The 25,795-nt window shown below is 46.7% G+C and carries 15 protein-coding genes; 3 read left to right on the top strand and 12 right to left on the bottom strand.

Annotation, left to right across the window (positions count from 1 at the left end; all coding sequences use genetic code 11):
* Positions 1-47 precede the first annotated feature (47 nt).
* From cas7e to BTV99_RS04705, 8 genes are all read right to left on the bottom strand, one after another.
* On the bottom strand, positions 48-1,112 hold the full coding sequence (gene cas7e, locus BTV99_RS04740) for a type I-E CRISPR-associated protein Cas7/Cse4/CasC (RefSeq protein ID WP_075101217.1): 1,065 nt from the start codon (positions 1,110-1,112) through the stop codon (positions 48-50).
* A gap of 72 nt (positions 1,113-1,184) precedes the next feature.
* Positions 1,185-1,928 carry a type I-E CRISPR-associated protein Cse2/CasB gene (gene casB, locus BTV99_RS04735; protein WP_075101216.1) on the bottom strand — a complete coding sequence of 248 codons (744 nt, stop codon included), beginning with the start codon at positions 1,926-1,928 and terminating at the stop codon, positions 1,185-1,187.
* Positions 1,928-3,532, bottom strand: a complete 1,605-nt coding sequence (gene casA / locus BTV99_RS04730; protein WP_075101215.1) for a type I-E CRISPR-associated protein Cse1/CasA — start codon at positions 3,530-3,532, stop codon at positions 1,928-1,930. The genes casB and casA overlap by 1 nt, the downstream gene beginning before the upstream one ends.
* 147 nt (positions 3,533-3,679) lie before the next feature.
* Positions 3,680-6,502 (bottom strand): CRISPR-associated helicase Cas3', encoded by a 2,823-nt coding sequence (cas3, locus tag BTV99_RS04725; protein WP_178377930.1) that lies wholly within the window; start codon positions 6,500-6,502, stop codon positions 3,680-3,682.
* 204 nt (positions 6,503-6,706) lie between these two features.
* On the bottom strand, positions 6,707-8,788 hold the full coding sequence (fhuB, locus tag BTV99_RS04720; RefSeq protein ID WP_083608529.1) for a Fe(3+)-hydroxamate ABC transporter permease FhuB: 2,082 nt from the start codon (positions 8,786-8,788) through the stop codon (positions 6,707-6,709).
* Complete coding sequence (locus tag BTV99_RS04715) at positions 8,785-9,681, bottom strand: ABC transporter substrate-binding protein (protein ID WP_243456358.1); 897 nt, start codon at positions 9,679-9,681, stop codon at positions 8,785-8,787. The genes fhuB and BTV99_RS04715 overlap by 4 nt, the downstream gene beginning before the upstream one ends.
* Before the next feature lie 262 nt (positions 9,682-9,943).
* Positions 9,944-10,708 (bottom strand): ABC transporter ATP-binding protein, encoded by a 765-nt coding sequence (locus tag BTV99_RS04710; protein WP_075101213.1) that lies wholly within the window; start codon positions 10,706-10,708, stop codon positions 9,944-9,946.
* Positions 10,709-10,960: 252 nt separating this feature from the next.
* Positions 10,961-11,887 (bottom strand): bestrophin family protein, encoded by a 927-nt coding sequence (locus tag BTV99_RS04705; protein WP_075101212.1) that lies wholly within the window; start codon positions 11,885-11,887, stop codon positions 10,961-10,963.
* 313 nt (positions 11,888-12,200) lie between these two features.
* Between BTV99_RS04705 and BTV99_RS04700 the strand changes: the two genes are divergently transcribed.
* Positions 12,201-12,662, top strand: a complete 462-nt coding sequence (locus tag BTV99_RS04700) for a hemerythrin domain-containing protein (protein WP_075101211.1) — start codon at positions 12,201-12,203, stop codon at positions 12,660-12,662.
* Positions 12,663-12,705: 43 nt separating this feature from the next.
* Here BTV99_RS04700 and BTV99_RS04695 read toward each other — a convergent pair whose 3' ends face one another.
* Complete coding sequence (locus BTV99_RS04695; RefSeq protein ID WP_075101210.1) at positions 12,706-13,590, bottom strand: LysR family transcriptional regulator; 885 nt, start codon at positions 13,588-13,590, stop codon at positions 12,706-12,708.
* 89 nt (positions 13,591-13,679) lie between these two features.
* Between BTV99_RS04695 and BTV99_RS04690 the strand changes: the two genes are divergently transcribed.
* Complete coding sequence (locus BTV99_RS04690; RefSeq protein ID WP_075101209.1) at positions 13,680-14,132, top strand: PACE efflux transporter; 453 nt, start codon at positions 13,680-13,682, stop codon at positions 14,130-14,132.
* A gap of 175 nt (positions 14,133-14,307) precedes the next feature.
* On the opposite strand, the gene BTV99_RS04685 is transcribed toward BTV99_RS04690, so the two are convergent.
* Together BTV99_RS04685 and BTV99_RS04680 are read right to left on the bottom strand one after the other, a co-directional pair.
* Entirely contained in the window at positions 14,308-22,275 is a 7,968-nt protein-coding gene (locus BTV99_RS04685; RefSeq protein WP_075101208.1) for a BapA/Bap/LapF family large adhesin, read from the bottom strand.
* A gap of 67 nt (positions 22,276-22,342) precedes the next feature.
* Positions 22,343-23,299, bottom strand: a complete 957-nt coding sequence (locus BTV99_RS04680) for an OmpA family protein (RefSeq protein WP_075101207.1) — start codon at positions 23,297-23,299, stop codon at positions 22,343-22,345.
* Between the two features lie 406 nt (positions 23,300-23,705).
* Here BTV99_RS04680 and BTV99_RS04675 point away from each other — a divergent pair, with 406 nt between their 5' ends.
* A complete protein-coding gene (locus tag BTV99_RS04675) occupies positions 23,706-24,365 on the top strand; it encodes a hypothetical protein (RefSeq protein WP_075101206.1) in 660 nt (219 codons plus the stop codon).
* A 251-nt stretch (positions 24,366-24,616) separates the two neighbouring features.
* Here the strand turns inward: BTV99_RS04675 and BTV99_RS04670 are convergent, their stop codons facing one another.
* Positions 24,617-25,786 (bottom strand): HlyD family efflux transporter periplasmic adaptor subunit, encoded by a 1,170-nt coding sequence (locus tag BTV99_RS04670; protein WP_075101205.1) that lies wholly within the window; start codon positions 25,784-25,786, stop codon positions 24,617-24,619.
* Positions 25,787-25,795 lie beyond the last annotated feature (9 nt).

Below are 25,795 nucleotides of genomic sequence, written 5' to 3'. Positions count from 1 at the left end.
TTTTAAGAATTCCCGCTTCTATTTTTTGTATACTTATTAGCAAACAATCATGATTGCGGGTAATTGGCTTTGCCATCATCACTTACAAACTGCTTTAATTCAGACAAGCTACCCAAGCCGTTTTCTACATCCATGACATAACGGCTATCGGCGCAATCACCATAGACACTATCGAACTTCTGCTGATGATTTTGTAAACTGTCGATAGCATCGCTTAATACATTGTCCGTATTAACAGGACGAAGATAAGCTACCGATAGTGAGCGTGGCTGCATACTGCCTTTTTCTGCCATAACATAGCTGGCAAAAGCGCGCGAGCCAAAGCTGTTTTGTTTTCCTGATGGCGCAACAGTAGTCATAGACTCTACAAGAGCGGATAGGGCTTTTTGAGCAAGCTCAGTATCGCCATTGAGATTATCTAGCAGTAGGTCTTTATTGATACAAACGTACTGATAAAAAACCGCCGCTGCAAAATTAGTCTCACCAATATGAGCAGCTCCTGCATCTTCGCTATGATCATTTAAATCATCAACAGCAGTGAAATAATCATCCTCTACCGCCACTTGCTGCACACTAATCGCATGCGCCACTTGACACGCGGCCTCAACGTTGAAAGCAGGCTTTTTGGCAAGCATACGCCCAAATAGTGCAATGTCTGCTGCCATATTGTCATGCTTTAATAGTGCTAGCTCTTCGTCAGTAGGTTCATCCCCTGTCTCAATAATTCGCTTGACCAAATCATCAACCGCTTGCTGCTCCGCTGGGCTGATATGTACCAACTGCTCAATCTCAGGCGGGCGTTTGCTACTGACTTTACCAAATTGTTCAGCAATGGCTTTGGCAGCATTCTCTACCGTTTTTTCTTTTACCCCGCCCTCCAGCAGTTTTTCTTTAACTTGTGTACCAATCCGTTTGGTGCGCGTGCCAATATGACCTGCCAGCGCTTCTTCAAATACATCTGAGACACGCCAGTGACGCTTTAAACTTTGCGAGCTGATACGTAGGCGCTCCGCGTTACCCATACGAGCCGTCTTTGGACGCCCCATATCATCTCGATTGAGGTTTGATGGCGGATAGCTGGTCAGTACGTGTAATTGAATAAACTGGGTCATGGGATAATCCTCATAATTAAGGGTAATAACAGGTAGTGAATATTAAGTTTTTATATAAGTTTAGTGTTTGATCTAGTCGCTATACATCTGATAATAAGTCAGCGACCACTGCACAGTAAGCTTATCTTTGGGCGTGCGGTAATTGCTGCCCTGATAATCAGCAAACCAGTGCAATATGTCATTGGCGATCCAAACCACGTTGATAGCTTGACCTTGCTGCTGAAGCTGGGCGACCATACGCGCCAGCAAACTGACAAAATTATCAGGATCACGGGCAGAGATAAGCTTTTCAAAACGCAGCGGTGTGATAAGCGGTCTATCACCATCGTCTTGGCGCTGACCTGCTACGCATGCCAACGTATTATTCAATTGCCGTTTACTTTTACCTGAGCTAGCGACTAGGTAGCGATCGTCTACCGTTCGCACCTGAGACAGCACCCAAGCCACCGCCAACCACGCTGCAAAAGTGTTATCAGAAATTTGATGATTATAGGCCCTGTGGTTGGCAATGCTTTTTATCAGTGTAGGCTCTACTTGCTGCCATAGCGCAATAAAAGCCGGCTGCATCGCGACATCATCCATATGCTGACAACGTTTGAGTTTGGCGGCATCGGACGCAGAGATAGTCGTACGAAAAAATTGCAGATAGGCGCTATGTGCCTCACCGTCTTCCCCTTGAAGCTGCTGCGCTTTATTTTTAATTTCTAACAAGCGTTGATGCCAAGCCATCACGATGGAAGTACAGTTGCCCAAATATCGAGTGGCCTGCTTTGTAGGCGGATTGGTAGAGGCTACTTTTTCTATAGTGTCAGTCATTAGCTATTTTCCTCGGTTGACTTATAGCGATTTCTAAACGCTGCTAGCGGCTTGTTACCATATAAGAATGCGCGCAGATTGTTAAGCTGCTCCATATGCCTTTGCTTAATAACCGCACTCGATAGTACTTGCTCTTCATAAAGCTTTTCTGTCAGCTTACTTATTTTACTCAGCCACTCGCGCGCTGCCGTTGGCGTAAGCCTGCCGCCATTATTTACAGCATCCTCTACCGCTCTAAAAAACAGCGGCTCACTACGCTGCCAAAACATAGTATCAATCATGCTCATATCGCCTTTGCTGTCTTTGGCTTGGCGCTCACTCATCCAGCTGTATTTAATACTATTACGCAGCTGCTTGATAATACTGTCACTCAACTCATGTAGCTCAAGCACTGTCTCTAAAAGCTGTATTTGCTGGTTGGATGGTATGTGATAAATAGGCAGCTCTTTGCTATAAAACCCGCGTGCCTTCATATTGTCCATATCATAAGAAAACGCCCATAACCCTGAAGCACTTATCGCGCCATCGCTCGCTGCATAAATCTCGTTGGCATGATCTAACACTTCAGCACGCACAAATCCTGAATTCCCCTCTTTACCTGTAAAGGTAAGCATATGCCAAAGCTTGTAATTGATACCACCAGGTTGAGCCTTGATAGAAAAAGGAGTATCGTCAGGCTTTTTTGGATTGTGTCGATACGGCGTGATGGGATGCGGTGACCAGTCCCCTTCATAGTTATGACCGTAGTTTTGCGTGCGATACTGACTCACTACTTGCTGGCACGGCTCACCAGTCACATCATCGATTAGATCGCTAGCTGATTGCTCATCACTTGGCGTTTCTATAATCAGGCGGATACGCCTTGGCATCGCCCAGTAAATATGTAGCGGATGCACCTCGTCCCTATATATTGGCTCGCCAGTCTTGTCACTGACTCTAGTCTCAGCCAGCCAAGGAAACACGCTGCCATCACTAAAATCTGGGTCTGGGTAGCTCCGTTCTTCTCTATTAATGACATTCCACCATAGCTTATTCCATAGCGTGCTATCTGTATCATTAGGACGGATAAGCGTGGTCATAGGGCCGCCACCGCGCAGACCAGTACGGTGCCCTACCCCGCCAGACGGCGCATTGATTTGTAGAGTAAATAGAGCCAGTGCTGCCATGGGTAGCGATAGCTGCTCTACTAGATCACGTTTAATAAAGAAATCTTTGTTGAGTTTTAGCGTATTACCACCTGGCGCTTCAATCAGCAAATTAGCCACGCTATTCGTCGATGAGATATGCTCTAAGGTATCCAAATCCTGCATAAAACGTGCGTCATCACCATCTACATGAAATGCATGAATGACGTCATTAAAGGCAAGTTGCAAATCAGATTCGCTTGGCGGGTTGTCATAGTAGTCCATCCACTCATCTACATCTGCTGGTGCAAAGGTGGTTTGCAATAATCCTATGAGTAGCTGATAAGCGGCACCCTGAAAGTCTAAACGCGGTAAATCCAACTCCATAACATTGGGGTCAGCCAGCTGGGCAGGTTTAATCGTCGCCCTGCTCCCATCTTGATTTAAAACAGGTATCCAGCTATCAGTAATCAGATTCATATCATCCCTTTTTTACCGTGTAATTGTCATCATGGTCACTATTGTCACTGTACTTATGGCTTTACGCTACTAATAAGTAGCATAAAGTCTAAGTTTGCTCTAGTCAACAAAATTTGGTTATATTGCGACATCTAGTGTCGTTTGAGCTTATATCATAGAATTTATCTCAACCAACCCCTTTTCCTTATCATAAGTAAACTTATCATCAGCATCAGCGAGCCATAACCTTTTATACTCAAGACCTCGATAGCGCTCTTTTAATGTAGCGACTTGTTTTGCAAATTGGCTGGGCACTTCTGTCAGCTTATCAGCCATACTCTCACCAATCTTGACTGTGCTAAGCTCTAATTGAAACTCTGAGACATCTGCATAAAAGCCTATCTGATTGTGATCATCACTTTGATCGGTTCGCAGTATCACTACTTCACAAGTAGGCATTTCTTGAAAGCGCGTATTGGCTTCACTATTAATTGCAGACTCGCTACCAAACCATCTGGCTTGACTCTTTTCGCAATAGCCTTTTTCCCAATCAATCAAAGCGTCTTTAGCACTGTGTTGTTTACGCTTTTGCTGACTCATATCGGCTTTACTATCGGCTAGTAGTGCGTCGGGTATTTGTTGCTGCGCTTCAGCAGCATATACCGACTCAATCAATAGACGCGCATCTTTAGGCAAATCTAGATAACCTTGCTGCTGCAATATACGCATCGTCAGCCACAGCTGACCTAGATGACGATAGACGTATTGGCTTTTGGGAAACAGCTCGCTATACCAGTTCTCGCTAGGCTCTTCGCTAAACTTCGGTGCCAGTACCGTCAGTACAGGAGGCGGTCTTGACTCTACCGTGGTATGACTATCTGTTATTCTCTGCCCTGATATATCGCGCCTATGACGATGCAACCTACCTGCCCGCTGAATAAGATAATCAATAGGACACAAATCACTGACCATAATGTCAGCATCTGCGTCCAGCGACTCTTGAAACACCTGCGTCGCTATTAAAATCTTGCCCGCCCGCTTAGCAGGTGTACTGTGCTTACCGAACCAATCCAGCACTGTCGATTCAATACGACTGCGGTCAGCCAGCGCAAACCGGCTATGAAATAAGAGTAAGTTTTCTGCCGCTACACCTGCATTCAATAACTCATCATAGGCAACGATAGCATCGGTCACCGTATTTCTTACCCATACCGCGCATTGATGGTTTTGTGAAGCTTTTACCAGATAATCAATAACATCCGACGACTGGTGTAAAAAATCAACTTTCAGCTTGCGCGAGACCCGCTTAGGACTGGTTATTGACGTCTCAACTACCGTATCCATGTCGGTATCTGGGGTCATGGTGATATGCGTCGCTAAAGGAAAATGCGTGGACTGAGTGACATTTGCAGCGACTGTTTTGACGTAGCTGGGCGCTTCTTGACCCAGCCATAACTGAGCGAGCGCTTCTCTCTTATCTAAGCTTAGGGTAGCGGTTAATAAGATAGCGTGACCCCCTTGGTGCAGATGGACTTGTAACAAGGATTTGAGCAGCTCAAACATATAACTATCAGCGCTATGTACCTCATCAAATATAAGCACCTTGTGATGCAAGCCAAGTAAGCGCAGTGGCTGGTGCTTTTTAGGCAGGGCAGCCAGCAATGCTTGGTCAATCGTACCGACACCAATATTGGCTAATAGCGCCCGCTTATTGCTACTAGCAAACCAAGCATGGCATTGACTGCTTATCTCATCTCCTGTTGCCTCGCGGCTTGTATCTTTAGAATGATCTATTGAAGAGTAGTTGCTATTGGCATTATTAATAAGCTCTCGAAACGTTGCATTCATGTTTTTGCTACCATGCGCCAGTACCAGTGAAGGCTGTTTGTCAGACTTGCCGTATAACGTTGGCATAAACTTTTCGATACGTTCAAACATGGCGTTAGAAGTTGCAGTAGTCGGCAGACCAAAATAAAAACCATCCACCTCGCCCATACCCATGAGTCTATGTGCTAGCGTCAAAGCCGCTTCTGTCTTGCCTGACCCTGTCACATCTTCTAGTACAAACAACTGCGGATAGTTATGAATAGTCACCGACTCCGCCCACGCTTGCAGAGGGGACGGACTAAACCCAAAACTATTTTGTACGCTACTAAAAGGTATGGGAGAGAGCGTAGTCGCTAGCCCTTTGTCATCGACGCAGCGCTTGGCAATATCCAGTGCCATCTGCCAGTAGTCTGCTAAGGGCATGACTTGATGTTGATAGCTAAAATAAGCGGTATCTGAGCCTAACCAATCAGCCAGCATGGTTACGCCTGATAGCTGCCAGCTGATATGCTTTACGCGTGTATGCCAGTCTTTATCAGCAAGTAGCTCAACAGGTAGTTCTATCGCAAACAATGATTTAAGATCGTTAATCCACTGATTGGCCACTTGTAAATCTTTGGGATCAATCTCGTGTTGGTATTTCACTCCAACGGCTAAGGGATCTTTTGCATCGACAGGTTTGTCTTCTAGCTGTATTGGTTTACCGTGATGACCAAGTACACAGTTAAATAAAATAGACAACCCTGTCTTTACCTGCCGCTTTGTCCTTGTGTCCATGTCGATATCGCATAGATACCCATTAAGAAAAGCGTTTTGATAAAAACACCAGCCTAGCGCGTCATGTCTTTTGTCATAGGCATAAATACTGCGATCCACTTTGGTCAAAAAAGTATCATCGTCAGGCTGATATAAACCCTGAAAAGATGAGGCAAACTTACCCAAGTCGTGCAAACCAATTAAAAAGCATAGTAGCTGTCTTAATTCAGGCTTTGGAATCTCTAAGTAACCTGATAAATCATTCATGATAGGCGCGTCATCATGTAGTAGATAATGCGCCACTGCCGCTACATCTAGACTGTGATAAACCAATAAATGGTAGGAAGAATCTGAAAGGTACTCATTAGGCTGGGCCTTACCCCAGTAGTGATAATAATCAGGCGTCATGGTTGCTTCCATACTTTATATAGGTTTAAGTTAATTTGGACAACTTTAGTAAAGTTTTTGGCAAATATAACTCAGTATACGTATGGAACAAATGCTCAGTAAAGACATTTAAAAGTGTTAGGGCGTGTCTTCAATTCAATTTTCCTCAGAAATTCATGAATGCCAGTAGAGCTGTACCTATTTTGAAATAGGTTAATTGTATTCTTAACGCGCAGTCATCGGCACTTTGCCAATCAGCCACAAGAAATACGTCCCGCCAATCAGCGCAGCGATCGTACCTGCTGGCAGCTCATAAGGAAATATCACATAACGCCCAAACCAATCAGCTAGCACCATCACACCAGCGCCCAAAATAGCGGCTAAGGGCAATTGATGCTCCAGTTTTACCGCCCCTAGAGAAGTCGCGACATGGGGCACCATCAACCCCACAAAACTAAGTGGCCCGACCGCCAGCGTACTTGCCGTACTAAGGGCCGCCACCAATATCAAAAGCGCGAGCGTCACAGGATTGACTGCCACACCTAGATTGCGTGCCATGCTAGCCCCCAACCCCAAAACCCTAAGCGGTTTGATAATCAATAAACTCAGCACAAACAAAACCAGCGCTACCCCCATCAGATACCAAACGGTATTGGGCTGGGCACTATAGGTCGTCCCTGACAGCCAGCTGAGCATCGCCTCAAGCCGCGGGTCGCCTGAGAGCTTGACCATGTGCATGACCCCATCCATCATCGCGGCGATACCGACCCCCACCAAGAGCAGATAACCTGAGCTGACTTTCCGCGCTAGCCAAATCACCAGCAACAGTACTATAAGAGCACCCATCAGGCCAGCCGCTAGCAGAGTACCTGCACCTGCTGACAACCCCAGCAGCGGTAAGCAAAAGAACCCACCAATGACGCCAAGTGCGGCGCCTGAGCTGACACCGAGTACCTCAGGGCTGGCCATCGGATTACGCGTGAGTGTTTGCAGCAACACCCCCGCCACCGCCAGCATCAGTCCGGTCGCAGCCGCACTGAGACTGCGTGGCAGACGGTATTGCTGAGTGATGGCCCAATCCGTACTGAGCAGCGTCCAGCCCTTGATATCTTGTACCACCAGCGAGATGATAAGCAGCAAACCTACCACGCCAAGCACCCAGCGCCATAGATGCACAGGGGTTTGTGTGCGATTGACCATGGGCGCAGACACCGTCTCGAGCCGCTCATGACGCTGGCGCAAAATGAGCCAAATAATCAATGGTGCACCCAGCACGCCCGTCATCGCCCCTGCAGGAATCGGCATCGCTATGATAGGTTCAAGCAGGAGCGCGGCATGATTGGTCAGTAATAACAACAGTGCCCCAAAGCCAAAAGCTGCGAGCAATCGTTTACCAATAGCAGTAATGCCCAAAGCATTGACGATGCTTGCTGCGCCCAAGCCTACAAAACCCACCAGACCCACTTCGCTGACCACCAGCGCTGTGACCAGCGCCACCAGTAGCACCACCAGCGCGCGAATACCTTGTACAGGCACGCCCAAGCGCTTGGCTTGCCAGTCATCCAAGCTCATCATGCCAAGCGGCTTTAGCAGAGGTAAGCAAGCCATCACAAACCCCACTGCCGCCCAGGACAATAGCGCTGTAGTATGCCAGCTGTTTTGCGTCAAAAATCCTGCTGCCCATGACAATGTGCCATTACTACGCTCAGCAAAAAACAACAATAAGACATTGGCAAATGCGGCCAACAAGATATTGACCACCAAGCCTGCCAATACCAAAATCAGCGCATTAAAACGACTGGCGGCCGCCAGCGCAAACACCAAACCCATGCTAATCAGCGCCCCTACAAACGCCACATACATGCCGCCGTAGATTGCCAGGCTCGGTATAAACAGACTCACCAGCAATATCGCCAGCTGCGCACCGGCACCGACGCCGAGGGTGGTATCTGACGCCAGCGGGTTTTTGACCAATTGCTGTAATAAGATACTGACTGCCCCCAACAGCCCGCCAGCCAATAACGCGACCAATGAGCTGGCCAACAAAGTCAACTGTACCACCATGCTGCCCATGTCCAGCTGCATACTGGGCAAAAACAAGTCCATCAATGGCCTGTGCCAATCACGCGCAATCAGCGCCCAACTGCTAGCCATGACCAAAGCACATAGAACTGCAAACAGCACCCATAATCGCCCAAAGTGCGCATGAGTGCTAACGGGGTTGGGCGGTATCTGCTGCGGTTTGCTAGGTGTTGTGTCACTTACCTCTGTGTAAGTGCTGCTGGCGCGCTTGCTGCTCGTATTCATGATGCTGCCCCGCCTTGTAATTGTACGGTTGATATTTGATTGGCCAAACTGACCAACGATGACATCCCGCCATAGATCCAAATAGGCGTCAGCTCTCCTATACAGCGCGTCTGACCATAGCCCAAGCGCTGCCAAATCAGACTGTCCTTCATCTCAGCGCGGGTAATGGGGCTTAATGGATCCACAATCAGCAAACACACATCATCATCGAGCGCTGCCAAATCACCGACCCGCTTAGATACAAAACCGTAATTATTGCCCTCACCTAAGACCACAAGCTCTTTGCCCATTGCGGCAAATGCAGGCTTAAACAGACTGTTATTGACATACATGCGCACGTTATTGGCATCAGAAAACTGTACAACGGCAAACTTATTTACGTGAGGATAGCGGGCTTGCAGCTGAGCGCCAGCCTGCTCTATGTCTTGCTTGCTTTGTTTGATATAAGCCTCAGCGGCGGCAGGCTGCCCAATCAATCTGCCCAATGTACGCGTCGGCTCAGTATAATCCGCCCACGTCGCCACCTTGCCACTGGCCGAAAACATCACCGACTCGGTAGGTACATCGCCATACAAACGGCGCGCATGCACATAAAATGGATTATCAATCACCATATCTATTGGCAACTGTGCGACCAGCTCGGCATTCGGCTGATAGCGGCCACCTAAATCGACAATATCTGGTGGCAGACTAGGCGTGTCGACCCATCTGCCCCATAGACGTACATCGCCCGTCGCTACAGGAGGATAGCCCATTGCCGTCAGGGTTGCAGCATTGCCCCAATCCGGACTGACTACCCGCTGTGAGGCATCAGCTTTAAGGCTATTAGCAGATGGTTTGGACTCGGCAGATGACGGCTTGGATACAGGTTGCGCGTGATCACAACCGCTCATGGTCATGACCAACGTTATTATTGTCAGTGATATTACTGTCTGTGAGCGTGACTGAGAGTCAAACGAGACGATTGATAAAGCTGACAAAAAAGCACGCTTAACTTGTAATGATGGCGCAGCACGTAAAAGGGCAAATATAAAATGAGCAAACATAGCAGATTGTCTTTAGAAAAAAAGATACGGTATTAGCAGAGTATTAAAACAATCGTCATACCGCCGACAGAAGCGCCGAGCAAATCGCAGCGACAAGAGAAAATACAGCTTAAGCGACAGCCACCGGCCGCCCTGTCACAGGATGCGTCATCAGCTGCATGGAGACATTAAAAATATCGTGTAAAACGCTGGGTTGCATGGTGCTGAGCACATCGCCGTTGTGACAGATGCGTCCGCCTTTTAGGGCGATGATACGATCGGCATACTGCGCGGCCAGATTGATGTCGTGAATGATAATAACCACACTCAACCCCCGCTCATCGACCAAACGGCGTATCAGCTCAATCACCTCAATCTGATAGTGCATATCAAGCGCAGCCAGCGGCTCGTCTAACAGCAGATAATCGGTGTCTTGCGCCAGACACATTGCCAGCCATACCCGCGCACGCTCACCCCCTGACAATGTGTTGGTAAGGCGATCAGCGAATTGCTCAACCTGTGTCACTCGCATGGCCTCACTTACCTTGTCATGGTCCGCTTGACTGGGTTTTTGTAGCCATTTTTGATGAGGATAACGGCCGAGCATCACCAGCTCTCGCACGCTAAAGCCTGCCGCTTCTGGGAGCTGCTGTGGCAAATAGGCCATCTTACGCGCCAGTGCTTTATCCCCGTACTCATGAATACTTCGCTCATCCAAAGTCGCACCGCCTTGCGTACAATCCATCTCGCCTGCCAAGGCTTTAATCAAGGTCGACTTTCCTGAGCCATTGTGCCCAATCAAGGCAATCAGTTGCCGCGTCCCTACCTCAAAGCTGACGTCATTTAACAAAGTATTGTCTTGTCGGCGAATGGTCATCTGCTCTACACGTAACATAACGGCTCTTCTTTACTCATCAATGTCTCAGCGCTACCTGTCATTTTGCGATAGACGCACATATTTATCGCATCACTTGCGCGCTCACTGTGGCCGATTTTACACGCGAATGATAACGAAAACAATTATCATTAACTAAAAATCTGCCTGTTATCGTTAATTCGATATAAAAATCTCTGTCACCAAAAACAAAAAACTGAGCGCTATGCATACAGCGCTCAGCTCTTGATGACCTCAACCGTGCAAGTGTTATTATTGCAAATAACCACCCTGAGACATCAATTCAGGCGGCAAATCTGTCTCTCCCAAAGCTTCTAGCAGGTTTATTTCGATGGTGCGTGAAATGGCGCTCAGTGGCAAGTGATTGGCCGCGACGCCGAACGGATCGGTGATTTCTTCGTTGAGCGCATCCAATCCAAAAAACGTATAAGCAATGACGCCGCACACCAACGGTGTCACCCAGCCCAAGGACGTCGCCAAACCAAACGGCAGCATAAAGCAGTACAGATAAGTGGTACGATGCACCAATAGCGTATAGGCAAAGGGTAGTGGCGTATTATGAATCCGCTCGCAAGCCGCCAACACAATCGTCATCGAGGTGACGCGCTCGTCCATGTTTTGTATCATCAGATCAGAGGAGAGCTGCTGGCGTCGAACCTGCCCCAGCTTTTTGCCTAGCAGGCGCAATAGATACTCAGGCAAATTGCCCGCTTGGCGCATGCTTGCGTGATACTCAGGCGCCACAAAACGCTCAACATCCTCCCACGGCGCGGTACTTCGCAGCCGATGCCTGAGCGCATGAGTAAACGCGATAGTCAGACGCACCAGCTCCTGCTGCATGTGTCGTCCCGCTTCGCTATCGTCCTCGATAAATGAGAGCACCTGACGGGTAAAACTGCGCGCATCATATACCAACTGCCCCCATAAATGCCGACCCTCCCACCAACGCTGATAACTGGCATTGTTACGAAAACCCAAAAACAAAGACAGAGCGATGCCAAGTAAAGTAAAAGGCGCAGCGCCATAAGAAGAAAAGGAGCTGGGAACCCAGTGCTGGATGGCCGAGATGATGGCACTCAGTAAGCTAATCAATAAAACCTGAGGAAAGATATGAGGAATAACGGAGCCGCGCAAAGTAAAAAGTATTCTAAATGCATTCGGTTTTTGCCAAACGATCATGACAGTGTCCTATGGTGTTAAAAGTAGTGTACGCGGCATCAAACACAGAGTTGTGCGATGATAGACAGGGTCACGTACTAAGTACCTACTACTGAGTGTCTATTAAGGCATTGCTGCTTACTGCGTAATGACTGACTGGCGATTTTAGCATCAAACCCTTTGCGTTTTGCCGCCTCATTGTGTCATAAGTAGAATACAGTTATTAAAAAACAGAATATTTAACGATCCGCTGATAAAACGCATCATATTTATGCCCAGTGCGTCATTGTCTTGTATGCGCTGTCACTTTATTCACTCATGGAGGTACTCGGTCATGAAACGCGCCCACCAATTGCAGCCCCTATCACGTCAACATCATCTTGGATTAAATCTGTCTCATCATGCCAAACACTGCAGCGGTGAGCGCCATCACATCGATAAACACTGGCAAAACTTGACCTCATATATCCAAGACATGAGCACTCATTTTCAGATCGAAGACCATCTAATTGCTACTGCGCTAAAACCTTATCAGAATGCCAACCCTGATGTTGCCACCGCATTAGAGATACTTAACAAACAGCATCTGTTGTTACATAAGCTAATTTTTACCTCTCAAAATCAGACCATCACAGCAGCGCACGTCAAAGCACTCGGTACCCTACTGTATGATCACATTCGTTTTGAGGAGCGCGTATTATTTCCGCTTGCTGAGACTTATCTGACCACAGAGACGCTAGATGCGATTTACCAAGCCTGCGCGGATAATGTCAAACGTATCGATGAGGCGCGCTAGGCGACAGACTGTTTGAGCGTATGCTATTGATTAGCAGTACAGATTAGATTTGTCGATCTAAGGCGATGATGGCCTGCTGTAACCAAGTCCCCGCCTTACCCAAAGGCTTTTCTTTATGCCAAACCAGCTCAACAGCCACAGGCCAACTGTGCTTATCAAAATCCAGTGTTGGCGATACCAGTGAGCCTTCTTTTAGAGCATCGACCACGATATGCTCAGGCACCAGTGCCCACCCTAGATTGCGCTGAACCAGCTCAATGATGATCCACTGGCTCTCAACCCACCACACATCGGCGGCGACACGTAGACGTGATTTTTCTTTGCTATCGTTACGCGTGGCGACGATTAATTGCCGGTGTCTTTTTAAATCCTGCCAGCTGACGACTTTGCTTGCAAGCACATGCTCAGGCGCACAAACCATTTTTAGGGGAATCCAGCCCAAGGTATGAAAGCGAATGGCTGAGGGCAAATCTTCTTGGCTCCACATGATACCCAAATCCGCCCGTTTGTCCATAACCAAACGACTGACATCCTCCATAATGGGCAGCAGCAGCTCTAACTCTACGCTAGGAAACAGGCTATCAAACGTTTCAAGTAGGTCGGCCAGCCATTCTGTGGGATACAAATCATCAACCGCCAGCACCAGTCTACTCTCCACCCCTTCGCTCAGACTTTTGGCCACCCCAAAAAAATGCTCACAGCGCTCTAGTATCACATATGCTTCCGCCAACAGCCGCGCGCCCGCTTCGGTCAGCTCAGGATAGCGACTGTTTCGGCTAAACAGCACATTGCCTAAATCGATTTCTAAATTGGCCACCGCCGCACTTACCGATGATTGCGCTTTCCCCAGCCTGCGCCCTGCTGCCGAAAACGACCCCGTCTCTACGGTCGCCACAAAGGCTTGTAATTGCTCTAAAGAAAAATTCATCTATCGGTTTTTCCTATATGTCATAACTTTGATGTATTAGTTTAGCAGATACAATATAGGCAACTAAATTATTTTATAAAGGATGTATCATGCGAACTCATCGAGATCGTATTCGTCACGCCGTGGGTTTTGAGGTTATCGCCTTAATCCTCTCGATTCCAATCATGAGCTTTTTCTTTGGGTTTGAGCTTAAGGACATCAGTGTTATTGCCATTGCAGGCTCTATCATCGCCACGCTTTGGAACTATGGCTTTAATATTGTTTTTGATAAAGGGATGCTCAAATTTACGCGCAGTACCTTTAAGACACCATGGATACGAGTGTTGCACGTTGTGTTGTTTGAAGGTGGATTACTGGTACTGTATCTGCCCATGGTGGCATGGTATCTAAATATCAGCTTATGGCATGCTTTTGTCATGGATGCGTCGTTGGTGGGCTTTTATTTGTTTTATACGTTTTCTTATAATTGGGCTTATGACAAGCTCTTTCCGATCACCCATTTCGGCCATACAACAGATAACACGGTGCCTGCGCAGACGTAAGCGCTGTTTACTAAAACCTTCAAGGCTTTAGACAGACGCTTAGCAGCAGGCAATAAGAAGCTGTAAATGATTGGCGTTTAATGGGCAGCATTTAATGACTAATGACCATAAGTAATAAAAAACGCTTCCCTCTTGGAAGCGCTTTTGATACATCATACGATTTGATAACTAACGATTAAATAATATTTTGGATATCTGCACCGATATCGTTTTGTAAGACTGGATAATTGTTTACCTGACAAGCGTCATATAATGCCTCTTGATTATCTGTCGCAGATTGCTGGCTACCTTGCAAACTACCTACTGCTGAGCCCTCAGTATTGACGCTCATACTTTGCACCTCTATGGTTTCGTTTTCGAAGATATCTGACAAACCGATAGAAGTCTCTGAATCCATCATCATGGTTTTAGAGCCCTCACCAGCGTCGGTAGATCGCGTGCTAGATAAGCCATCAAGCGCATCGAGACTAAATTCAGCGATACCAGCAGCCCCTACTTCCCACTCTATACTACCCAACAACTCATTTAAGTCAGTCGCTGTTACTTCTAACAGCCCCTCAAACTCAGCGTTGCCGTTACGGTCGACCATGAGTACACCGTTTTCATAGGTCAGGTAGTCGCCGATATTTGCTGCCGTTTGGTTGCCATCGAGCAGTCCTGTCACATCGATCGTATCGCCTTGAGCAGCGCTAAAGTCATTCCAAGTATCCAGGCCGTTATTACCATTGCCGCCGTTTTCTGTCCCTAGATTACCAAAGACTAACGTATCAGCGCCTTCGCCCATGGTGAAGCTATCATTAGCGGCGGAGCTGATGGCAACATCATCATAAATAGAGGCCGTAATGTTTTTGCCAACATTGATCTCTAAGGTTGCAGTCTCTTTGACACCTGTCACAGAATTAGTCTCATAAGTAAAGCGCTCAATCCCAAAGCTTTCACCATTTGGCAAATAGCTATAACTACCATCTTTAGAGACGCTCAAAGTGCCATACAAGCCTTCAATATCAATCGATTGTGCACCTTGATTAGGGTCGCTAATGAAGACTGACTTACTGTCAACTTTTAGCTCGGTAATGTTATCTATGCCTTGGTCATTATCGTTACCAGCAATCAAAGAGCCACTGATAGCCATCACATCACTAGCGGTATAATCCGCTGAATGAATGACTGTGGTGTCAAAACCGATACTCTGCAAGTTACCTTTGTTTGTCGTAATGGTCAGCTCATAGTTGCCTGCAGGCAAATCAGGTAATGAGTCGCTCAAGGATGCTCCTGCCTTTGTCCCTTCCACTGAGCCCACAAAGCTCTGACCAGTTGTGGTATTTAGCAAAGTATAGGTAATGGTGACATTATCACCAAAAGCGATATTAGTAGATCTGGCAGTCGCTTCTATGATAACCGGAGCGGCGGCATCATGTTCAGCGATCTCAAACTCTTTAGTGTAAGACTTGCCATAATTACCTACTTTATCTGGCTCATTAAAGTTGATGTTGGTGACGGTATTTTGCGTTTGTACTGCCACTTCATTAAAATCATCAACCGCCGTATGCGTGCTAATTTTGATGTTTAAGGTTTCGACAGCCGCATTACCATTTGCGTCCTTAGTCACTAGTCTAAATGAGTCGACCTCGCCATAGGGCGGCTGCCAGTTAGGATCACTAGCGTTGTTGTTTACGCTATAGGTGTACTCGCCATTTGCATCGATTGTGAGCTGACCGTACTTACCCTGATAAGTCATAGGAGCGTTTGAGGTGACCGCCTCTTCGCCTACTTTGAGTAACACAGTACCCACATCAGGAGTGGCATCTCCTGTGATCTCACCTGTAAACTTCGAGGGCTGGTCATAATCATAGATGGTGTCATGATCCACATACAGACCATTGCCGCTGAGCACTCCCACGCCGCCTGCGGTCAATAACACAGCCTTATAGTCACCTTCACCAAACTGCAAAGTCAACGGGTCTGACCTACCACCAAGTAATGGCGCATTAAACCAGTTTTTTTCAAAGTGAACTTGCTCATACTGTCCAGTATCTTCGTTGAGCTTATAAACTGCCATGCTATAGGTTTTTGCAATCTCTACGCCGCCTGCGCTACCATGCAAGGTAAGCTCACGCACCTGATTGTCACCCACGCTAAACTCAAGTGGCGGCTTACCTCCTAGTAGCTCAAGATCTAGGACGGACGATGAGCCAAAACTCAAATCCAAAACCCCAAAGCCAACAGCGTCTTTAATCTCAGAGTCTGGGGTATCTAAGATGACCGTCGGCTCTGCATCGACCACAAGAACTTCATCTATCTTTACTTGTTTATCGGCAGGGAGGATGTTTAACTCAATGGTGAGATCTGCAGAGTCGGTATTACCATCAGGCGATGCAATGGTATAAGTAAAGCGCTCCTCACTGCCATAAGGCCCGCGGAAGTCTTCATTGACACTATACTCATAGCTACCATCAGACGCTATGGTCAAGGTGCCATATTGTCCTTGAATCGTTGTCTCGCCTGACTCAAGCGTTTGTGTGCCAGTAGATGAAGTGATGGAAGTCACCGTGGTACCACTTGGTAGCTCATCGTAACTAAAGCTCGCATCATCATCCGCTAAGAGGTCTCCTGTCACTGAGCCGCTAACCGCTGTCGCTTCGGAGTAGTCTAAAACAACATCTTTTTCAAACTGTAGCGTATAACCCGTCAATGCTGAGATACCTTCATTACCAGACATGACAAACAGCCACTGGCCTTCATCCAAGCTAAAGTCAGCCGGTTCAGACACGCCGCCTAGCAGATAAGACACTACCCAGTTTTCTTTGACTGCCTGTAGCTCCCACTCACCGGTAGACTCATTGAGTTTGTATAAATTCAGATTCATGGTGCCTGCGACCTGTACACCGCCTGCATTGCCCTTGACAGTCACTTCACGGACTTGATCTTCACCCACCTCGAGTACCACTGAGTTATCAACAACATCAGCGACCACACCTGCGCCCAATACAGGACCTAAGCTTGCACCGACCACTGTAAAGCCGGTTTTATTCAAATCTGATGGTGTGTCGTTTACTATTTCTAATGGCGTAGCATTGAGCTGCAAATCGACAAAATTATCAGCAGCAGCGATGATCTCATCTGTATTGACGGCATAGTCTTTGGTGGTAGTGACAATGCCTGTATTGCCTGCTTGATCCGTTGCGCTAATACTGACCTCAATAGTGTTATCAGCATCTGCCACAAGCTCAGTACCGGGCACCTCAACACTAAAGCTGCCAGCAAAATCTACAGCGCCTGCATATTCAATACCATTGACCGTTATCGTCAAGGCATCGCCCTCACTATAGTCACCCGTCACGCTGCCCGTAACCGCGATATTGCCTTCAGCCTCGATAGCATTAATGACGTTGTCAGCGGTCACGTCGTCAACGACAATATCGGTCGTCGTATCATCGGGAACAGCGGTATCAATGGTGATCGTGGCGCTAGCCGTATCAGAGCCAGAGGTCGCTATTAGAGTCTCTAAGCCCTCTCCCATAGCAGCCACTTGCGCTGATTCAACAGCGATACTCCATCTATTATCAGAGCCCACAACAATAGTACCAATAAGATCACCTGTTTGGTTGGTTAATGTGATGGTGTCGCCTGCCGCACCTGTACCTGTGACATCAAAACCAGTAACTGCTTCGTCAGCATTGACAAGGTTATCACCTGCGATTGGAGTGGTAATAGTCAGTGCTGTCGCTGGGACAATGGTAATATTAGCCGTCTCAGAGTTCACGTTACCCGCTGGGTCTGTAGCGGTGATTTTTAAGGCTTCTAACCCTTGGTTCATATCAGCAACGTTTTGTTGAGTAACACTAATAGACCATTTACCATTAGCACCTACAACCGCCGTACCAATCAGATCGTCTGCTTGGTTGGTCAATGTGATGGTATCACCCGCAGTACCTGTACCTGTTACGTTAAAGCCCTCAGCAGCTTCATCAGCATTGATAACGTTATCACCTGCGATGGGGATGTCGACAGTAAGCTCAGCCACTGTATCTACCGTAAAGTCAAAGAAATCACTCGGCGCACTGCTGTTCCCTGCTAGGTCTGTTACGGTAGCGACGATACTATAGTCACCATCTTCAATAATGCCATTTATGTCATTAGGTATCGTAATTTCTGATACGCCGTTGGCTACTTCAGGTCCCGTGACAACATGAGTAATCTGTATTGGTGTACCATCCGCTGGGGTCACGGTTAAAGTAATGGTATCCCCTTCTAGGGTGCCTGTCGGCAACGTAACTTCGGTTTGGATACCGTCAGCAATCTCATCAGCATTAACACCGTCCTCAGCTTCTGGTATGGCTATGACTGGGGCAACTTGGGTGGCACCGTCTTGCTCACCTGGAGCGGTGGTGTCGACAGTAATATTGACCACAGGGCCACTGCTACTTACGTTTCCTGCTGCATCCTTTAGGTTATAACTCAGATCATGTGCGCCATCTGTTAAGGCGTTGTTCGGTGTCAACGTGAGGCTGCCATCAGCGTTGTCTACGATGGTTGCTTCGACCACTTCACCATCGATGATCAACTGCGCCGTTTCGTCAGCGCCTAATGTACCAGCAGGAATCGTAATACTTGGGGTGTTGTCGTTGGTGACACCACCTGCTGGAATGATTTCTGGTGGATCTAAGACATCGCCACTACCGTCATTGGCGACATTATCAGTAATGGTGAAGTCATTTGTTGGGGCGTTAGGGGCTATGGTATCCACCACACCCACATTCTTGTTTAAGGGTTGTGACTCATTGCCCGCCGCATCTTTAATGGTGGCGGTGATATCAAGTGACTCGCCCTCAGCGGGTGCAGGTACTTTGACGGTGACTTCTTTGTTGGTGATGTCATCGGGCGTTAAGATCTGTTCTTGTCCATTGACGATGACGGTGTCACCTGCAACGGCGTTGTCTGGTAGGCCAATGATAGCGTCTATGTTGCCATCTGCATCAATCTCTTCTTCGTTGAGGAAGCTATCATCGTTGCCAACGGTAATGCTGGTTGGGGCATCAGGGGCGGTTAAGTCTGGTGCAAGGGCGTTGGTTGGATCAGAAGTATTTCCTGCCTCGTCTGTCAAGGTAACGTCTATCTCTTCACCATCGACTTGTGGTGGCACTATATCAACATCAAAGTTGCCATTTTCATCGACCATCCCTTCGCCGATCACATCGCCATTTGGATCTGTGATCTCAACGCTGCTACCCGCTTCTCCTTTACCAGTGACACTGCTGCCATCTGGACTGACGATGACGTCTGTCGGCGCATCAGGGGCTTCAGTGTCTACGTTATAAGTTTTGTTTTGATTCACAGTGCCAACGTTACCGGCAGCATCTGTTGCTTCGATGCTCACGCTTACGTTGGTATCAGCGGCAAGGTCGCTACCGGCCACCGCAACACTGAATGTACCATCAGCGTTCACTGTGCCTGCGCTTGTTACATTATTGACGGTCACAGTGACGCTGTCGTCTTCAGTGAAGTCGCCTGTTACCGTACCGGTGATCGTAACGTTACCGGCGGCTTCGTCACTGTTGATGACGTTATCAGCGGTTACTTCGTCGATAGCAATCTGGGTGCTGCTGCTATCAGGAGCCGTGGTATCAACTCTGGTCTCAGTAGTAGGCATTGAGTGGTTGCCCGCGGCATCGACCGCTTCAGCGCGCACATCAGTGCCATCTTGCGGGGTGATGTCAGTGCTAAAGCTGCCATCGGCTGCAACAGGAACAGTAATAGTGAATGTTCCATCGCCATTGTCGGTTGCGCCTTCTGGTAGATCCGCTTCATCACGAGGCGTTAAGGTGATCTCAACCGTCTGTGCCCCTTCACCGGCAGTCACACTACCGGCAACGCCATTTTCATTGACGCTGTCGATACTCGGTGCGCTTGGGGCTTCAGTGTCCACGCTGAAATCAAGCGAGGCACTCGGCGCACTACTGTTCCCTGCTTGGTCTGTGACGGTAGCGACGATACTATAATCACCGTCAGCGCTGATGCCATTTATGTCATTAGGTATCGTAACTTCTGATACGCCGCTGCCTACTTCAGGTCCCGTGACAGTGTGGGTGATTTCTACTAGAGTACTACCACCCGTTGGGGTCACGGTTAGGGTGATGCTGTCTCCCGCTAGGGTGCCTGTCGGCAATGTGATTTGAGTTTGGATACCATCGGCAATCTCGTCCGCATTAACACCGTTATCAGCTTCTGGTATGGCTATGACTGGAGCAACTTGGGTGGCGCCGTCTTGTTCACCTGGAGCTTCGATATCCACCACACCCACATTCTTGTTTAAGGGTTGTGACTCATTGCCCGCCGCATCTTTAATGGTGGCGGTGATATCAAGTGACTCGCCCTCAGCGGGTGCAGGTACTTTGACAGTGACTTCATTTGCAGTGATGTCGTCAGGCGTTAAGGTCTGTTCTTGATCATTGACGATGACGGTGTCGCCTACTTTAGCATCATCAGGTAAGCCTATCACCGCATCAACGTTATTGTCAGCATCCACTTCTTCTTCATTAAGGAAGCCATCATCGTTGCCAACGACAATGCTAGTTGGGGCGTTGGGGGCAGTTAAGTCTGGGGCAATGGCACTGGTTGGATCAGAAGTGTTTCCTGCCTCGTCTGTCAAGGTTACTTCTATCTCTTCACTATCGACTTGCGGTGGCACTAGGTCAACATCAAAGTTACCATTTTCATCGACCATCCCTTCGCCGATCACATCGCCATTTGAATCTGTGATCTCAACACTGCTACCCACTTCTCCTTTACCAGTGACGCTGCTGCCATCTTCACTGACGATGACGTCTGTCGGCGCATCTGGAGCGGTTAAGTCGGGGGCAATGGAACTGGTTGGATCAGAAGTATTTCCTGCCTCGTCTGTCAAGGTAACGTCTATCTCTTCACCATCGACTTGCGGTGGCACTAAGTCAACATCAAAGTTACCATTTTCATCGACCACCCCTTCGCCGATCACATCGCCATTTGAATCTGTGATCTCAACACTGCTACCCACTTCTCCTTTACCAGTGACGCTGCTGCCATCTTCACTGACGATGACGTCTGTCGGCGCATCTGGAGCGGTTAAGTCGGGGGCAATGGAACTGGTTGGATCAGAAGTATTTCCTGCCTCGTCTGTCAAGGTAACGTCTATCTCTTCACCATCGACTTGCGGTGGCACTAAGTCAACATCAAAGTTACCATTTTCATCGACCACCCCTTCGCCGATCACATCGCCATTTGAATCTGTGATCTCAACACTGCTACCCACTTCTCCTTTACCAGTGACGCTGCTGCCATCTTCACTGACGATAACGTCTGTCGGCGCATCTGGAGCGGTGGTGTCTGGTGCGAGGGCGTTGGTTGGATCAGAAGTATTTCCTGCCTCGTCTGTCAAGGTAACGTCTATCTCTTCACCATCGACTTGTGGTGGCACTAGGTCAACATCAAAGTTACCGTTTTCATCGACCACCCCTTCGCCGATCACATCGCCATTTGAATCTGTGATTTCAACACTGCTACCCACTTCTCCTTTACCAGTGACGCTGCTACCATCTGGACTGACGATGACGTCTGTCGGCGCATCTGGAGCGACATTATCAATTGGTGGTTGATTATTATTGCTACTTCCACCACTGCTTCCTAAAGCAGCACCTAAGATACCTACTCCTGCCAGACCTGCTAACCAAGGTAACGCATCAAAGCCTTCAACTTCTGTGGCTCCCACCCACCAAGGTGCTGCTTGCGGTGTCCCACCCAAGGCCTGTCCTTGTACATCACCTATTTCCAACTCAGTAACATAGTCTGCTACCTCACCAGAATCCGGAATATAGTAGTAATAACTGCCATCTTCGGCCAAGCCTATGAGCGCACTATTAATATCCTCATAAAACCCTTCAATAATAAGACCTGGTTCGAGACTGTTATTTTCAAAAGAAACATGCAGATCTTTGTCTACTCGCTTAGTAATGATATGGTCTGGCGCATGTCCTGTGGAGTCGTCTATAAGCTCATAGTTAATATTATTAGTAGCAGCAATGACGATCGGTTCGCTATTTTGTGTCATTACTTTGTGCTCAGTAACTGTCTCAATTTGGCTCTGTACTTTAACGGTTATATTTTTCATGATATCATCCCTGATTTTTGTCTATGAACTTTTGAGTAATGTCTTCGCAGTATTATATCGTTGCCAATTATTTAGCAGATTCTTCTCGGATCACGATAGCGTCTACTCGGCGATTATTTTGACGTCCTTTTTCTGTACCACTTTTATCCACCGGTCTTGACTCGCCATAGCCCACACTGGCTATACGCTCAGCATCTAGACCATATTGATTTATCAAAATATTTTTGACAGCATCGGCACGCTTTTGAGAAAGCGTTAAATTGTATTGTTTTGGGCCTCTATCATCTGTATGGCCTTCTAATATCACGGCTCTTTTAGGAAACAATCGAGCCGTATCGGCCACTTTACTAAGCTTTATTACGTTCTCGTTTTTGACGTCGACACTATCGAAATCGAACAGTAGGCGAAAGTACAAAGGTGCATCAATATCGCTATTGTCCGCTGTACTCAGCGTTTCCGACTGTTGTAGATCGACATTGTCTAGCCTATTACACTTAGAGGAGACACGATTGATTTGGTGAGCTTGGCGCGTAAACTTCTCAGGTGAATTTAAAACATCCTCAAGAGAAACCTGTCTGATAAAAGCATGGCCTGATTTGGAAGTACCAATCTGTAAGTAGATGGTGGTTTGTGGGAGGAAGGTATATTTTTGAGAGTAGGTGGTTACTTTTTGCTTATCAGCGACTCCTATGTTGATGTTGATAGTTTGTACACCAGAGCACAGCACACTTTCTGAATAGTGCTTGTTTTGTAGGCTAGATTGGAAAACATTATCAGCACCTAGCCCTATCCTAACAACGTCTGAGCTGCCGTCCTCTTCATCACGAAAGAACACCACTCGGCTTTCATTAGTTGCCAACACACTATCGTCAGGCGGGCCAAACGCGTCTCCACTGGTAACCCAACTGGCTTGATATATCTGTGTACGGTTTAGCTCTGATGGATTATTTGCGAGAGTTTGACATCCTAATAAGCCAGTCATTGAAAACAACACCGTTGATAACGTCGCTATTCTAATATCCATATCTCCTACTCCTTATTAGCATGTATGATTTCTATCTTAAATGATTTTTGACCGACTCTTTTATTACCATTTATCATAGGTATTTATGTTTTTTGTAAATATCATGACTATAACCTCAGTATAGCGTTACAAAAAAATAATGCAAACCTTGAATAATCATTATTATTCTATCTAAAAAACCCTACTCTTATCATTGCTTTTTTATTTTTATAGAGACTATGATTATATATAAAATTTATTTATATTCGTTTAAAAGCATATATAAAGTACACCATACTTCTTTTAATGACTATCATTTATATTTTTTATACGATACCTTTATAATGATACTGGTAGTAGCCGCAATTACTTAGGGATTTAGATAATACTAGCAAAAACTTTGGCACAAAAAGGTAAGAGCTATAGAATGAAAAGTTTTGATAAGAAGCATCTAAAAGCCCTGTGTCTAGCGATACTGGTGCATATAGCCGTATTCATTGTGTTTTATCTGACTGTACATACACATGACTCAGCAAAAGTGGCTGACAGTAGCTCTAATACAGTTTTTCCTTCTAGGATTAATATTACAGACCCGGACATACCTCCTTTTAAATCAAAGACTTATATATCTACGCTTAGTAGCACACAGACCATCGCGAAAAAAGACAGTGATGTTCAAAACGGTCATACGAAAACCTCTACAAAAAACTCGGAAGCGCCTGATGAACCAAAAACTGATAACACGGCAATCTTGGAGGGCTCTCAAAAGATCATTCATAAAGATAGCGCGGCCTCTGTCTCAGTCAGTCAAAACACACAAGAAAAAGATGCTCCAGATAGCCAAAGCAACGAGAATCTGATGCCTATAAAAAAAGAAGACCTTGCAGAATTAAAAGATATAAAAAATCATGCCGGACTATTAGAGATGGATATCCCTAATACAAAAAATAATATAGTAATAGATGATGAGCATCTATCAATAAAGTCAGAAGTAGAGGAGATAAACAATCAGTTAAGTCAAGCAATCAATGAAATAAAAAATCTAAATCAACAGAAAATTAATGAAATAGAAAAACAAAAAAATTAGCAACTAGCATTTATAAAGAATACTTTTCAGCCACCCTCTTCTATAAACAAAAAAGTAATAAGCATTTAAAGACGACAAATAAAAACCCCAGCATATCGCCGGGGTTTTTATTATATATGGTTAAGTCCTTATAAAGTCGATATTACTTTTCAGTGAGCGGCTTGATAGCTCTGTATCTGTTTTATTTAGAACAGACTATAAATACGTCAGGATAAAAGAGAGGTAACACTGGCATCAGTTAATGTGTCTTATCATCGCTCGCCTAAGCCCTCTGACAAGGTTTTGGTGATAGGCTTGGTCAAGTAAGACAAGACAGTGCGTTCCATAGCCTTGATATCAACTGACGCTGTCATACCAGGTTTGATGACAATCTCATCGCCCCTGCCTGCAAACTCGGCACCATTGATGACAATTAATACTCGATAATAAGGCTCTTCGCCCTTAGGCGTTTTTTCAATAAGCGTATCTGGACTAATATAATTCACCGTCCCTTTCATTGCGCCAAAAATAGAATAATCATAAGCATCGAGCTTTACGGTCGCGTATTGGCCTTCTTTGACATACGCAATATCGGCAGGGCTCACTTTTGCATCAATGATTAGATCACTACTGGTCGGCAAAATCTGCATAATGATCTCGCCTGGCTTCACCACACCGCCGATAGTGGTCACATTGATGTTTTTGACCTTGCCTTCTGTCGGTGCCATCAGACGTTTTTCTTCTAGTACTTGTGAGCGATCTCGTAGCTGCTCAAGCTCCGTATCAAGCTCTTCTTGGGCTTTGGTCATTTCAGCTTGCGCTTCCTCAAAGTATTTATTGCGCTTATTGTTGATTTGCGCTTCGATATCAGCCACTTGACGGCTCAGCTTGATCACATCTGCCTGACTGACATCCCCATACTCTAATAAAGGCTCATTCATGCTCAGCTCCTGCCGCGCCAACACCAGCATTTTTTCAAGAGAAGAGACGTCTTCATTGATCGCCCGGCGGCGTCGATCATAAAGCGCTTTTTGGTTTTGTACGTATTCAGGGTAGCTTTGTAATGCCTTTGGGAAAACTAAAGGTTTTTCGAATATCTCAGCATTTAGTCGCGCCAGCTTTGCTTGTAATGCTGCTATTTTAGACGCGGAGTTATCGACCGCGGCCTTGGCTCGCTCCTCTTCTAACACGACAAGCAACTGACCTTTTTTGACTTCTTGCCCTTCTGCCACAGCAAGCCGAGTTAGCACCCCACCCTCTGAGGCTTGAATTTCTTGTGTACGAGCGCTTGCGATAACGGTAGCTTTGGCACGAGTTACTTGGTCTATTTTGGCGTATGATGCCCATATGATTAAGACAATTATCCCAATTAAGGCAATCCAAATACTTAACCTTGAGCGATTTACATTGGGGGTGGTGGGTGTGTATTTATACTCTGACATGCCTGCTTA

Origin of the sequence: Psychrobacter sp. Rd 27.2, assembly GCF_001921755.1 — a bacterium.
GTDB classification, from domain to species: Bacteria; Pseudomonadota; Gammaproteobacteria; order Pseudomonadales; family Moraxellaceae; genus Psychrobacter; species Psychrobacter celer.
Note: the sequence above shows the minus strand (reverse complement) of the source record. Positions and strands in the feature narration are given on the sequence as shown.